Origin of the sequence: Micromonospora sp. CPCC 205554, from assembly GCF_036902745.1 — a bacterium.
In the GTDB taxonomy this organism is placed as follows: Bacteria; Actinomycetota; Actinomycetes; order Mycobacteriales; family Micromonosporaceae; genus Micromonospora; species Micromonospora tulbaghiae.
In genome coordinates this window covers 39320-52387 of record NZ_JBAKHP010000002.1, presented here as the reverse complement: position 1 = coordinate 52387, position 13068 = coordinate 39320, and the positions used below count along the sequence as shown (strand labels likewise).

Sequence of the window (13068 nt, the reverse complement as noted above, 5' to 3'; positions counted from 1 at the left end):
CGATGGCCGTCAGGTGACCGGAAAGGTGCGGGTTGCGGGGCCGTGAGAGGGTCGGACAAGGGGGAAGACAAAGCCCGTTCCCGCCGGTACGGTCCATCGAGCCGCGAACGGCGTACGGGCCGTGCCACAGCGGTCGGGGGGCGTCGGCGAAGCCGACGGGGAGGACGGTCGAGCATGACAGGCGGGTACGGAACCGGCGACGACGTGCCGGGGCAGGGCGGCGGCGACACGGCGGCCGACCGGCCGGGGCCGCTGCCGCCGCGCTTCGCCCCGCCCGCCGGTCCGGCCCCGGGATCGTTCGCCGGTGGATCCGAGTGGGGCGGCACGCCCGGCTTTCCGGCCACCCCGGGGCGGGCCGCCGTCCAGCCACCCGCCGTCCCGCCGTCCGCTGGCTACCCGGGTCGCCCGGACGCGGCCGGCGCGCCGCAGCCGGCGCCGTACGCCGCCTCGCCCGGCGTCGGGACTCCGCCCGCCACGGCCCAGCCGTCGTCCTACGGCACCACACCTTCCCAGCCGGGCCAGTCGTCCTACGGCGCCGCGCCGGGCCAGTCGTCCTATGGCGCCGCACCGGCCCAGCCGTCGTCCTTCGGCGCCGTACCGGCGCAGACCTCCCGGTCCGCCGCTCCGGCGTACCCGGGTCAGCCGGCCGCGTCGCCGTCGTATCCGGGCGGGCCGGGCTCGTCGTCGTACCCGGACCGGCAGCCCGCGTCGCCGTCGTATCCGGGCCCGTCCGGCAGCGGCCCGTCGTACCCGGGCGGGCCCGTGTCCGCGCCCGCCTACCCGGGCCAGCCGGTGTCCGGGCCGTCGCAGCCGGGCCCCGCGTACCCGGGTCAGCCCGCCCCCCTGGCCGGCCAGGCGTCCCGGCGCAGCCGGGTGGCGGCTGTGGCGCTGGCCCTGGCCGCCGTGCTGACCGTGGTCACCGGCGTGCAGGCGTACCAGATCTACCGGCTCGACGACCGGCTCGCCGCCGCCGACAAGCGGATGGCCGAGGGGCAGGGCGCGGACGCCGGCCGGCTCGACGGCCTGGAGCAGCGCGCCGGCAGCCTGGAGAAGCAGGCCGACGCGGCCTTCAACCCGGAGGCGGTGGCCAGCGCGGTGCTGCCGAGCGTGTTCCGGGTGCGGGCCGGGCAGTTCACCGGTACGGCGTTCGCCGTCGGCAAGGCCCCGTCGGGTGGCGGCACCACGCTGCTGACGAACTTCCACGTGGTCGAGGCGGTCTTCACCGCGGGTGAGCGCAAGGTGTTCCTGGAGCGCAAGGACCAGCGGTTCGAGGCGACCATCATCGCCACCGACAAGGACAAGGACCTGGCGCAGCTCCGGACCACCGCCAAGTTCACCGGGCTGGTCGCGGCCGGCGCCCCGGTGCGGTCCGGCCAGCAGATCATCGTGGTCGGCGCGCCGCTCGGGTTGCAGGACAGCGTCACCACGGGCGTGGTCAGCGCGTTCCGCGAGGACGAGCGCGGCGGCGGCCCGGTGATCCAGTTCGACGCGCCGATCAACCCGGGCAACTCCGGCGGCCCGGTGATCAACGGTTCGAAGGAGGTCGTCGGCATCGCCACGGCCAAGGCCCGTAACGCCGAGGGCATCGGGCTCGCGGTGCCGATCAAGACCGCCTGCGACCGGTTCCGGCTCTGCTGACCGGTGGCCACACCGGCCCGGCCGCACCGCATCGACCCCGGCCCGTCGGGCCACCCCGCGGGGGACCAGCACATCTGGAGGAAAGACATGTCCTACCCACCGGCCGGGGGCGACAACCCGCCCCCGGCGCCGGGGGGCACGGTCTACGGCAACCCGTACGGCAGCCGGCCCGCGCCCCAGCAGTACGACCCGAACCAGCCCGCGCCGACCCTGCACCAGCCCGCCGCGTCCGACGGCACTCCGGGGTACGGCGGATATCAGCCCGCCGCGCCGGGACAGCCGGGATACACGCCCGGCGCCGCTCCGGTGCCCCCGCCCGCGCAGCCGATGTCGGCGCCGCCGGTGTCCGTCCCGCCGGTGTCCGCCCCCGGCTACGCGCAGCCGATGTCGGTCCCGCCGGCGTCCGCTCCGCCGGTGTCCGGCCCCGGCTTCGCGCCGCCGCCCATGTCCGGGCGGCGGCAGGAAGTGGGCCGCGCTGGTGCTCGGCCTCGTGGCCGCGTTGCTGTTCGTCTTCGGTGGCGTGATGACGTTCCTGTACGTCTCCACGAACGGCGAGCTGGACAAGTCCCGGCAGACGGTCAGCCAGCGGGACGGCACGATCTCGGCGAACCAGCAGGAGATCGAGAAGCTCAAGGGTGAGCTGAAGACGGTCCAGGAGCGGCTGTCGGACACCCAGCAGGACCTGACCGGCACCAAGAACGACCGGGACGAGCAGGCCCGGCAGAAGAAGGTCATCGCGAGCTGCCTGGACAAGCTGACCACCGCCATCGCGGCGGCGTCGCGCGGCGACCGGGCCGGCTTCGAGGCGGCCAACAAGGGCCTGGACAAGGTCTGCGACGAGGCCGAGAACTACCTCTGACCGCGTTCGCCCGAAGGCCGCCCCGGCTCGCCCGGGGCGGCCTTCGCGCATCAGGCGTCAGCGGCAGAGCCGACCGGACGGCGGAGAGGGTACGACGGTCAGGCGGCGCCCGCCGAGCGGCGGGTGGGCAGCGCGGTGACGCCGGGCGGCGGCAGGCCGGCCGTGGAGGCCAGCAGCGTGCACCAGCCCAGCAGGTGCGGACCGAGGTCGGCGCGCAGCGGCGTCCAGGAGGCGCGGATCTCGATGTCACCGGCGGCGGGCGGCCCGGCCAGCTCGCCGAAGCGGGTGGAGAGCGTCTGGGTGACGGTGCCGCCGATCGCCCGGTGCCCGGCGCCCTGCACGTCGAGCGCGTCGGTCAGCCAGGTCCAGCCGACGCCCGGCAGCAGCGGGTCGCTGGCGAGGTCGACCTCCAGCTCGGCGGTGACGTACGTGACCAGCCGCAGCGTGCCCTGCCACGCCTCGTGCCCGGCCGGGTCGTGCAGCAGGATCAGCCGGCCGGTGGCCACCTCGTCGTCGTCGCGCATCACGGCGGCGGACAGCGCGAACGCGTACGGGGCCAGCCGCTGCGGCGCGCCGACCTCCTCCAGGATGATCTCCGGGCGGGGTGTCACCGACCGCAGCCCCGCGACCGCGCGAGCGAACGTTTCCGGGAGCGCGATCGGGGGGGCCATGCGGGCAGCCTATGCGCGCCCACCGCGCGGCGCGCGACGGCGCGCCGGGTGATCGACGGTTAAGGCCACGCTCTGTCCGAGGCGTCGGGCGGGCGCCCTTCCTTCTACGTCACAAATGCGGACGGTGAACGCGGGCGCGCACCGGGGGCGTGGCACGATTGCCGCGATGACCACCGACACCACGGGCACTGCCGCCCGAGACGGAGAACCCCGCCGCGGCGGGCCGGCCGACTCGCCCTTCGTCCGCGCCTGCCGGCGTGAGCCGGGCCCGCACACCCCGGTCTGGTTCATGCGCCAGGCCGGCCGGTCGCTGCCGGAGTACCGGGAGATCCGGGCCAACGTGCCGATGCTGGAGTCCTGCCGCCGGCCCGAGCTGGTCACCGAGATCACGCTCCAGCCGGTGCGCCGGCACGGCGTGGACGCGGCGATCCTGTTCAGCGACATCGTGGTACCGGTCGCCGCAGCCGGCGTCGACCTGGACATCGTGCCCGGCACCGGGCCGGTGGTGGCCGAGCCGGTCCGTACCGCCGCCGACGTCGAGCGGATCAGCCCGATCGGCCGCGACGACGTGTCGTACGTGGACGAGGCGGTCCGCCGGCTCGTCGTCGAGCTGGGCGACACCCCGCTGATCGGCTTCGCCGGCGCCCCGTTCACGCTCGCCAGCTATCTGGTCGAGGGCGGCCCGTCGCGTACCCACGCCAAGACCAAGGCGCTGATGTACGGCGACCCGGACCTGTGGCACGCGCTGTGCGCGCGGCTGGCCGAGGTGACGCTGGCGTTCCTCCAGGTGCAGATCGACGCCGGGGTGTCCGCGGTGCAGCTGTTCGACTCGTGGGCCGGTGCGCTCTCCGAGGCCGACTACCGCCGTTTCGTGCTGCCGCACTCGACGTACGTGCTGGGCGGGCTCGCGGGCGCGGGCGTGCCGCGCATCCACTTCGGGGTGGGCACCGGTGAGCTGCTCGGCGCGATGGGCGAGGCCGGCGCCGACGTGGTGGGCGTGGACTGGCGTACGCCGCTGGACGTCGCCACCGGCCGGATCGGGCCGGACAAGGCGGTGCAGGGCAACCTCGACCCGACGGTGCTGCTCGCCCCCTGGCCGGTGGTGGAGACCGAGGTACGGCGCATCGTCGAGCAGGGCCGGGCCGCTCCCGGCCACGTGTTCAACCTCGGTCACGGCGTCCTGCCGGAGACCGACCCCGAGGTGCTGACCCGGGTGGTCGCGCTGGTGCACGAGCTGACCGCGCGACCGGAGCGCTAGGAGGAGACAGTGGTGCGACCGTGGCGGGTGGCGATCGTCGGTGGCGGGATCACCGGGCTGGCCGCCGCCGTCCGGTTGCGCGACCGGGCTGGTGAGGGCACCGAGATCACCGTGTACGAGCAGTCCGGCCGCCTCGGCGGCAAGCTGCACACGGGTGAGCTGGCCGGTGGCCCGGTCGAGTTCGGCGCCGAGTCGTTCCTGATGCGCGACCCGGCCGGTGGCGAGTCGGCGGCGGTGACGCTGGCCCGGCGCCTCGGCCTGGGCGGCTCGATCGTGCACCCCACGGTCGGGCAGGCGGCCCTGCTCGTCGACGGCACGTTGCGCCCGGTGCCGGGCGGCACGCTCGTCGGCGTACCCGGGGATCTGGACAAGGTGGCGGCGGTCGCGCCGCCGGCCGCGGACGCCGACCGCGACGCGGGCCATCCGCTGCTGGCCGACGGCGAGGACACGTCGGTCGGTGAGCTGGTCCGCAAGCGTCTCGGTGACGCGGTGGTGGAGCGGCTGGTCGACCCGATGCTCGGCGGCGTGTACGCCGGGCGGGCCGACGACCTGTCGCTGGTCACCACGATGCCGGCGCTGGCCCGCGCGGCCCGCGCCGAGCACACGCTGGTCGGTGCGGTACGCGCGGCGCAGGCCGCCGCGCCGCGCGCGCCCGGCGCACCCGTCTTCGGCACCCTCGCCGGCGGGTTGAGCACGCTGGTCGAGGCGGCGGCGACGGCGAGCGGTGCGACGATCCGCCGGGGCGCCGCGGTACGCGAGCTGCGCCGCACCCCGGACGGCTGGCGGCTCACCGTCGGGCCGACCCGCGACGCCGAGCACGTCGAGGCCGACGCGGTGCTGCTCGCGGTGCCGGCCCGCCCGGCCGCCCGGCTGCTCGCCGCCGCCGCGCCCGAGGCGGCCGACACGGTCGGCGCGCTCGACTACGCCAGCGTCGCCCTGATCACGCTCGCGCTGCCCGGCCCGGCCCTGCCGGAGCTGTCCGGCTTCCTGGTGCCGGCCGTCGAGGGGCTGACGATCAAGGCGTCGACGTTCTTCACCACCAAGTGGGGGCACCTGCGGCGGCCGGACGGGCTGGCGCTGGTGCGCGCCTCGGTCGGCCGGTACGGCGACGAGACCTCGCTCCAGCTCACCGACGACGACCTGGCCGACGTGGTGCACCGGGAGCTGTCGGCTGTGCTCGGCGCGCCGCTGCCGGTCCCGGTGGCCCGGCACGTGCAGCGGTGGGGTGGCGCGTTGCCGCAGTACACGCCCGGGCACACCGCCCGGGTGGCGGCGGTCCGGACGGCGTTGCGCGCCGCCCATCCGACGCTTGCGGTGGCCGGGGCCGGCTACGACGGCGTCGGCATTCCGGTCTGCGTCCGCTCCGGCGAGACGGCGGCCGAAGAGATCATCACGGCACTGGGAGGATCGGCAGCATGACCGAGCAGACCAACGCGGCGCGGCTGCGGGAGCTCAACGAGACCATCCGCTACACCATGTGGTCGGTGTACCGGGCCACCAGCCCGCTGCCGTCGCTGCGGGAGAACGTCGTCGACGAGGTCGAGTCGCTCTTCACCGAGCTGGCCGGCAAGGACGTCACGATCCGGGGCACGTACGACGTGGCCGGGCTGCGCGCCGACGCCGACCTGATGATCTGGTGGCACTCGTCGTCCAGCGACGCGCTCCAGGACGCGTACCTGCGGTTCCGCCGCACCACGCTGGGCCGGGCGCTCACCCCGGTCTGGTCGCAGATGGCGCTGCACCGCCCGGCCGAGTTCAACAAGAGCCACATTCCGGCGTTCCTGGCCGACGAGCAGCCGCGCGCCTACCTGTGCGTCTACCCGTTCGTGCGCTCGTACGAGTGGTACCTGCTGCCCGACGCCGAGCGGCGTGAGCTGCTGTCCGAGCACGGCAAGATGGCCCGGGGCTACCCGGACGTGCGGGCCAACACGGTCGCCTCGTTCGCGCTCGGCGACTACGAGTGGATGCTGGCGTTCGAGGCCGACGAGCTGCACCGGATCGTGGATCTCATGCGCGACCTGCGCGCCTCCGGCGCCCGCCGGCACGTGCGGGAGGAGATCCCGTTCTACACCGGCCGCCGCCGCCCGGTCGCCGACATCGTCAACTGCCTGGTCTGAGGGGTGCCCGGCCGGGACCGCGAGCGCGGTCCCGGCCGGAGCCCGGTCAGGCGGTCGTCGTGCAGGACAGGATGCCCGGCACCGGGTTCGTCGCACCGGCCGAGCCGGTGAAGCCGAACGAGGTGCTGGCGCCCGGCGCGAGCGAGCCGTTGTAGGCCACGTTGCGTGCCGTCACCAGCGTTCCGCTGGTGGTGACAGTGGCGTTCCACGCCGAGTTGACCTGCTGGCCGTTCTGGTAGTTCCAGCTCACCGACCAGCCGCGGATCGGTGAACCGCTGCCGTTTGTCACCTTCACCTCGGCCTGGAAGCCGCCGCCCCACGAACCGGTGATCGCGTACGTCGCGGTGCAGCCACCGGCCGGGTTCGGCGTGGTCGGCGGCGGGCTGGTGGGAGGGGTGCTGGTGGGCGGGGTGCTCGTCGGCGGGGTGCTGGTCGGCGGGGCGGTCGGGGACGTGGTCGGCGACGGGCCGGCCCCGCCGAAGTCCACGTCGCTGCACAGGTAGTAGGACTGGTCCAGGTGGCTGGCCTGCCAGATGGTGTAGACGATGTGCCGGCCGGTGCGGCCCGGCGCGTTCGCCGGGATCTGGATGGACACGCCGTCCACCTCACGCGTCCACTGGCTGGCCGGGGTGTTGCCGATCTGGCCGACCAGTTCCAGGTCGCTCCAGCGCAGCGGCGAGGTGAGCGCGTTGAAACCCTGCTTGGTCACGTACACCCGGATGTAGTCGGCGCCGTGGCTGGCCTGGTCGAAGAACTTGACCCGGAAGTTGTTGGTGACCGGCACGGTCTTCCAGGCGCCGACGGTGTCGAGCGCGTTGTACCGGCCGCTCTGGGTGCGGCCGCCGCTGCACAGCTGTCCGTCCGGGATGGCGCCCTGGTGGTTGCCGGCCACGCCCTCGCGGAACAGGCCGTTCCAGTTCCACATGGCGTTCGGGTCGGCCTGCCACGCCTGCCAGCACATCGGGTCCTGGGTGGCCATGGCCGGGTTCTGGAAGTCACCGCCCCAGCGCTGCCAGCAGCTGTAGGCGCGCGAGGCCGGGTCGACCACCGACCCGTGCGCCGAGGCCGGGCCGGAGAACGCGGTGGTGAGCAGCGCCGCCACCACCGCGCAGACGGCGAGGATCGCCGCCGCGAGCGGTAACGGGCGGCGGTACGGAGTGGACATGGGAAAGCCTCCGGGATGGGTGTCGGTGCACGACGCCCGGACTGTCGGGAGTTGCCCTCTCCCGCGTGGCGGCTCCGCCCGCAGGCTGCCACAAAAAGCGACAAACGTCAATGATTTGGGTCGCGGCGCATCGGGGTGTGCGGGATGCCGTCCTCGACGTAGCCGGGGCCGTCGACGGTGAAGCCGAACCCGGCGTAGAAGCCGACCAGGTGCGTCTGCGCGTCGAGCACGCACGGCCGGTCACCCACCACGGCGAGGGCCTCGGTCATCAGCGCGCCGGCCAGGCCCGCGCCGCGGGCCGCCGGCGCCACCACGACCCGCCCGATCCGTGCCACGCCGCCGGGGTCGGCCAGGATCCGCAGGTACGCGACCACGGCGCCGTCGCTGCTCAGCCACAGGTGGCGGGTGCCGGGTTCGACGTCCCGGCCGTCCAGTTCCGGGTACGGGCAGGACTGCTCGACCACGAACACGTCGATGCGCAGCCGGAGCAGGTCGTGGAAGGTGCTGGTGTCCAGGTCGGCGAAGCTTGCCAGGTGGGACTCGACGGGCATCGGCCCAGGTTAGGCGGCGCGTTTCCGGCCGGTCGTGCGCACCCCGGGCGCGCGGCGGTTCAGCGCGCCGGCTCAGCCCTTCGACGTGCGCAGCCCGGTGGCGGTGGCGGTGACGGCGCGTTCGAACCAGGTGCCGGTGTCGGCCGCCGAGCGGGTCCACACCCAGACGCACTGGGTCACCCGGCCCTGCTGGAGGCAGCCGTAACGGTGCGGGAAACGGGTGCCGTCGGACAGGGTCATGGTGGCCGACACCATCCGGCCCGGCACGCCCAGCCCGGCGGGCAGCTTCCCGGCGGTGTGGCCGGTGGTGACCTGGCCGGCCTCCTCGTCGCGCTCGCACGCCTCCAGTACGGCGAAGACCTGCCGTACCGCGTCCGCGGCTGTCGCCTCGTCCGGGTAGACCACCGTCTCCTGGGCCACCTCGACGAACTCGCCGGCCGGTGTTCCCTCCGGCGTGCCGAAGACCCGGGTCGACACGACGAGCCGCCGGTCGAGCAGGGGCAGCGGGCGACCACAGGCGACGCCGTCGGAGTCGAGTTGCTCGCTGGCGTTCTCGGGCTTCTCGGAAAGGCCGGCCAGGCTGCCGGTTGCGGCGTACCGGTCGCGCAGCGCCGCGGCGGCGCCGCCGTCGGTGGGCGAGGGTGCGACGAGGGCCGGATCGGGGGCGGCGCCGGGTTCGGTGGTGGCGGGAGAGCAGCCCGCGAGGACGGCGAGCGCTGCCGCCGCGATGATCAACCGTCGGGTCACGGAGGGATGCTAGTCAGAGATCGACTCGGACGGTGTCCCCGGAGCGCGGCCCGCCCGTGTGCGTGGCCGCCGCGCGTCAGGCGGGGCGGGCGCCGACCGCGTCGCGTACCTCGGCGCCCTGCTCGCCCTCGACGGCGCGGGCGCAGTGGGCGCAGCAGAAGAAGCGGCCGGAGACCTCGACGCCGTGGCCGACGATCTTGATCTGGCAGTGCTCGCAGATCGGCGCCATCTTGTGCACCGCGCATTCGAAACAGTCGAACGTGTGCCGCGACCCGTCGACGGTGCGCACCTCGAACGCCATCCAGTAGTCGTTGCCGCAAACCTCGCAGGCAGCCATGCGAAACCCCCCGAAAACGGACCTGTCATCCGAGAGTCGCGCAGACGACACCTTCGAGCAACCGGAACCGGCGAACCTGATCCGGCCCCACGGCGAGTCGCTCCCGGCGTGTCGCGCGTTGACCCTGGTGACCGCCGAAACTCCCCGGAGGATTCGTGATCAAGCGCAACAAGCTCTTCGGCAACCAGACCCGGGTGACGTTCTCGCTGCCCCGGGACACCCCGGCCGGCACGGTGAGCGTGGTCGGCTGCTTCAACGGCTGGGAGCCCGGCCGGCACGAGCTGGTGCCGCGCCGCGACGGCACCCGTACCGTGACGGTCCGGCTGAAGCCGGGGGAGTACCGCTTCCGCTACCTCGCCACCGGCGGGGTGTGGCTGGACGACGAGGCCGCCGACCAGGTGGACGAGGCCGGCGGCCTGCTGCGGCTGTGACGCCGTCGTCAGCCGGCGCTGGGCTCCAGCCGCACCGAGATCGAGTTGACGCAGTGCCGGGTGTCCTTCGGGGTGAAACCCTCACCCTCGAAGACGTGCCCGAGGTGGCTGTCGCAGCGCGCGCAGCGGATCTCTACGCGCCGCATGCCGAGCGTGTTGTCCGGGATCTCCTTGACCGCGCCCGGGATGGCGTCGTCGAAGCTCGGCCAGCCGCAGTGCGAGTCGAACTTGTCCTGGCTGCGGAACAGTTCCAGCCCGCAGGCCCGGCAGTGGTAGACGCCGGGGGTCTTGGTGTCGACGTACTCACCGGTCCAGGGCGCCTCGGTGCCGGCCTCGCGGAGCACCCGGAACTCCTCGGGGCTCAGCCGGACGCGCCATTCGTCCTCGGTACGGGGCAGTTCGTTGTCGGAAAGACTCACCCCTCAACGGTACGTCGGGTGTCGGTGGCATCGCATATGGTCGCGTGATGGCGGGCAAGGGTGCGGTCGAGGAGATCGAGGTAGCCGGGCACACGGTGCGGCTGAGCAGCCCCGATCGGGTGATCTTCCCGCAGCGCGGCTTCACCAAGGCCGACGTCTTCCGCTACTACCTGGCCGTCGGCGACGGGATCACGCGCGCCCTGCGCGACCGCCCGACGACGCTCCAGCGCTTCCCCGACGGCATCGAGGGGGAGATGTTCTTCCAGAAGCGGGTGCCGCAGCGGGGCGTGCCCCCGTGGGTCCGCACCGCGCAGATCGCGTTCCCGAGCGGGCGCAAGGCCGACGAGCTGTGCCCGGCCGACCTGGCGCACGTGGCCTGGGCGGCGCAGATGGGCACAGTGGTGTTCCACCCGTGGCCGGTGCGCTCCGCCGACACCGACCGCCCCGACGAGCTGCGCGTCGACCTCGACCCGCAGCCAGGCACCGACTTCGCCGACGCGGTGACCGCCGCCGGTGAGCTGCGCGGTCTGCTCGACGAGCTGGGCGTGCCCGGCTGGCCGAAGACCTCCGGCGGCCGGGGCGTGCACGTCTACCTGCGCATCCAGCCGCGCTGGACGTTCGTGGAGGTGCGCCGGGCCACCATCGCGCTGGCCCGCGAGCTGGAACGCCGCCGCCCCGAGCTGGTCACCACCGCCTGGTGGAAGGAGGAGCGCGGCGAACGGGTCTTCGTCGACTTCAACCAGATGGCGCGGGACCGCACCATCGCCTGCGCGTACTCGCTGCGCGCGAACGCCCGCGCCACCGTCTCCACCCCGGTCGACTGGGACGAGCTGCCGCAGGTCGACCCGGACGACTTCCACCTCGGTACGGTGCCGGCCCGGTTCGCCGAGCGCGGCGACCCGCACGCCGGCATCGACGACGCCCCTTGGGACATCTCGCCGCTGCTGGAGTGGGCCGAGCGGGACGCCGCCGACGGGCTGGGCGACATGCCGTACCCGCCGGAATACCCGAAGATGCCGGGCGAACCGCCGAGGGTTCAACCGAGCCGCGCGAAGCGTCCCACCAGGGCCGATGTGGACTAACCACCGAACTTGAGGGGTAGCATAGCGCTTGCCCGCCCGATAACCTACCCCCGTGGCTTCCCCCCGAATCGAGGATCTGGCGGCGTCGTTCCGCCGACATCTGCGCGCCGCCGGCAAGGCGGAGGGCACGCTCCGCCTCTACGGCCAGTCGATCCGGTTCTTCTGCGACTGGCTGACCGAACGCGGCCGACCGACCACCCTGGACGAACTCACCCGGCACGCCATCGCCGCCTGGCTCGCCGACCTGGCCGAGCGCGTGGACATCGAGACGGTCCGCACCCGCCTGCGCGGCATGCGCCGCTTCTGCCGGTGGCTGGAGGCCGAGGGCGAGGTGGACACCGCCCCGACCGCCGGCGTCGAGATGCCCAAGCCGACCGAGAAGCCCGTCCGGGTGCTCACCGACGACGAGCTGGCCGCGCTCCTGAAGGTCTGCCAGGTGCCCCGCGGTCGCGCCGGGCAGTTCGACCGGCGCATCTTCGACGGGCGCCGCGATGAGGTGCTGCTCCGGCTGCTCGCGGACTGCGGAGTCCGGGTCTCCGAGCTGGCCGCGCTGACCCTCGACGACGTCGACCAGGACCGGGAGCTGGTCTACGTGATGGGCAAGGGCTCCCGGCCGCGCGCCGTGCCGTACGGCGCGCGCACCGGCCAGGCCATCGACCGCTACGTCCGTGTCCGTGGCGCCCATCGCCGCGCTGGCGCCACCGATCGGCTCCTGCTCGGCGAACGTGGCCCGATGTCCCCGGACGGGATCCGCTGGCGGCTGGAGGTGCTCGGCCAGGCCGCCGGCGTCGACGGGCTGCACCCGCACGCACTGCGCCACACCGCCGCCCACCGCTGGCTCGTCGCCGGCGGCCAGGAGCGCGACCTCATGCACATCATGGGCTGGCGCTCCGACTCCATGCTCCAGGTCTACGCCCGCTCCACAGCCGTCGAGCGGGCGCACCTGGCCCACCGCCGCCTCGGACTGGGGGACCGGCTGTGAGCCGCCGCCGCAAGACCGTCGATCCCACCAGCGACCGGGCGCAGCTGGTGTACGCGACCGCCCCCGACCCGGACTGGCCGTACGTCGCGCTCGACATCATGTGCCACCGGTGCCCGGATCACCGGCTCGCGCGCTTCCTCCGCGCCACCACGGCACGGGCTGCCGGCGATGCCCGTCTGGTCGAGAGCGAGCCTGCCGGCGCAGTCGAGTGGACGGTCGACCCGACCGGCCCCATGCGCCTGAAGGCCCACCTGAAATGCCGTGACTGCGGCCATCACGTCCAGGTTCGCAAGGATCGGATCCTGGAGGCGCTGGCGCACCTGGAGGCCACCAGGGGCACCGCGGCAACCGCGCGACTCGCCCTCTGATGCGCTGTGCTCCTGCTCAGCACAGCGTGTATCTTATTGATCCAATAGCGCACTGCGCCGGTCTGTCGCGAGGGGCCGTTTAGCGCTCGCGAATGGCAAGCCTCCTCAGCGGGAGGCGGATGATCCGCGCCCGCTGAGGAGCCAACATGTCTGCCGCTGACCCCGGCGAACGTGTCCTAGTCGCACGCCTTGCAGCATCGGAACGATGGGCCCGCGAGCCCGACCGCGCCGCGGCAACCGCGCCGGCCCGCGCCGCCTTCGCTGACCGGTTCGCGCGCCAGGTCGATCCGGACGGCACTCTCGATCCGGCGGAACGAGCCCGCCGCGCGGCCTCGGCCAGACGCGCCTACTTCACCCGACTGGCCCTGCGATCCGCCCAGGCCCGCAGACGGCGCGCGGCGTCCCCAGCGAACGACGACCAGCCTCCGCCGTCTGCCGGCGCC

The 13068-nt window shown here is 73.9% G+C and carries 15 protein-coding genes; 9 read left to right on the top strand and 6 right to left on the bottom strand.

The features are described 5' to 3' along the window. Nucleotides 1–174 precede the first annotated feature (174 nt). Entirely contained in the window at nucleotides 175–1638 is a 1464-nt protein-coding gene (locus tag V6U82_RS03290) for a S1C family serine protease (protein ID WP_334459111.1), read from the top strand. A 478-nt stretch (nucleotides 1639–2116) separates the two neighbouring features. Beyond that, nucleotides 2117–2497 (top strand): hypothetical protein, encoded by a 381-nt coding sequence (locus tag V6U82_RS03285; RefSeq protein WP_334459110.1) that lies wholly within the window; start codon nucleotides 2117–2119, stop codon nucleotides 2495–2497. 98 nt (nucleotides 2498–2595) lie between these two features. On the opposite strand, the gene V6U82_RS03280 is transcribed toward V6U82_RS03285, so the two are convergent. After that, on the bottom strand, nucleotides 2596–3168 hold the full coding sequence (locus V6U82_RS03280) for a DUF3000 domain-containing protein (protein ID WP_334459108.1): 573 nt from the start codon (nucleotides 3166–3168) through the stop codon (nucleotides 2596–2598). 166 nt (nucleotides 3169–3334) lie between these two features. Between V6U82_RS03280 and hemE the strand changes: the two genes are divergently transcribed. The 3 genes from hemE to hemQ are packed head-to-tail and all read left to right on the top strand — an operon-like array spanning nucleotide 3335 to nucleotide 6543. After that, the gene (gene hemE / locus V6U82_RS03275) at nucleotides 3335–4426 is read left to right on the top strand and encodes a uroporphyrinogen decarboxylase (RefSeq protein WP_334459107.1); all 1092 of its coding nucleotides are present in this window, start codon (nucleotides 3335–3337) and stop codon (nucleotides 4424–4426) included. A 9-nt stretch (nucleotides 4427–4435) separates the two neighbouring features. Beyond that, nucleotides 4436–5845, top strand: a complete 1410-nt coding sequence (gene hemG, locus V6U82_RS03270) for a protoporphyrinogen oxidase (RefSeq protein ID WP_334459105.1) — start codon at nucleotides 4436–4438, stop codon at nucleotides 5843–5845. Further along, nucleotides 5842–6543 (top strand): hydrogen peroxide-dependent heme synthase, encoded by a 702-nt coding sequence (hemQ, locus tag V6U82_RS03265; protein ID WP_120570998.1) that lies wholly within the window; start codon nucleotides 5842–5844, stop codon nucleotides 6541–6543. Before hemG ends, hemQ begins: the two co-directional genes overlap by 4 nt. Nucleotides 6544–6589: 46 nt before the next feature. Here hemQ and V6U82_RS03260 read toward each other — a convergent pair whose 3' ends face one another. The 4 genes from V6U82_RS03260 to V6U82_RS03245 form a co-directional block, all read right to left on the bottom strand. After that, nucleotides 6590–7708, bottom strand: a complete 1119-nt coding sequence (locus V6U82_RS03260; protein ID WP_334459101.1) for a lytic polysaccharide monooxygenase — start codon at nucleotides 7706–7708, stop codon at nucleotides 6590–6592. A gap of 107 nt (nucleotides 7709–7815) precedes the next feature. Continuing rightward, nucleotides 7816–8259: a GNAT family N-acetyltransferase gene (locus tag V6U82_RS03255; RefSeq protein ID WP_334459099.1), complete on the bottom strand. Its 444-nt coding sequence runs from the start codon at nucleotides 8257–8259 to the stop codon at nucleotides 7816–7818. Nucleotides 8260–8331: 72 nt separating this feature from the next. After that, a complete protein-coding gene (locus tag V6U82_RS03250; RefSeq protein ID WP_334459097.1) occupies nucleotides 8332–9006 on the bottom strand; it encodes a hypothetical protein in 675 nt (224 codons plus the stop codon). A 76-nt stretch (nucleotides 9007–9082) separates the two neighbouring features. Further along, nucleotides 9083–9343: a hypothetical protein gene (locus tag V6U82_RS03245; protein ID WP_013284826.1), complete on the bottom strand. Its 261-nt coding sequence runs from the start codon at nucleotides 9341–9343 to the stop codon at nucleotides 9083–9085. A gap of 155 nt (nucleotides 9344–9498) precedes the next feature. Between V6U82_RS03245 and V6U82_RS03240 the strand changes: the two genes are divergently transcribed. Next, a complete protein-coding gene (locus V6U82_RS03240) occupies nucleotides 9499–9774 on the top strand; it encodes an isoamylase early set domain-containing protein (protein WP_013284827.1) in 276 nt (91 codons plus the stop codon). Nucleotides 9775–9782: 8 nt separating this feature from the next. Here the strand turns inward: V6U82_RS03240 and msrB are convergent, their stop codons facing one another. Continuing rightward, nucleotides 9783–10193, bottom strand: a complete 411-nt coding sequence (gene msrB / locus V6U82_RS03235) for a peptide-methionine (R)-S-oxide reductase MsrB (protein WP_013284828.1) — start codon at nucleotides 10191–10193, stop codon at nucleotides 9783–9785. 47 nt (nucleotides 10194–10240) lie between these two features. Between msrB and ligD the strand changes: the two genes are divergently transcribed. From ligD to V6U82_RS03220, 3 genes are read left to right on the top strand one after another with little or no spacing between them, the layout of a single operon-like run. Next, entirely contained in the window at nucleotides 10241–11275 is a 1035-nt protein-coding gene (ligD, locus tag V6U82_RS03230; RefSeq protein WP_334459091.1) for a non-homologous end-joining DNA ligase, read from the top strand. Between the two features lie 52 nt (nucleotides 11276–11327). Further along, nucleotides 11328–12257: a tyrosine-type recombinase/integrase gene (locus V6U82_RS03225; protein ID WP_334459090.1), complete on the top strand. Its 930-nt coding sequence runs from the start codon at nucleotides 11328–11330 to the stop codon at nucleotides 12255–12257. Continuing rightward, complete coding sequence (locus tag V6U82_RS03220) at nucleotides 12254–12625, top strand: hypothetical protein (protein ID WP_334459089.1); 372 nt, start codon at nucleotides 12254–12256, stop codon at nucleotides 12623–12625. Before V6U82_RS03225 ends, V6U82_RS03220 begins: the two co-directional genes overlap by 4 nt. Nucleotides 12626–13068: the final 443 nt, after the last annotated feature.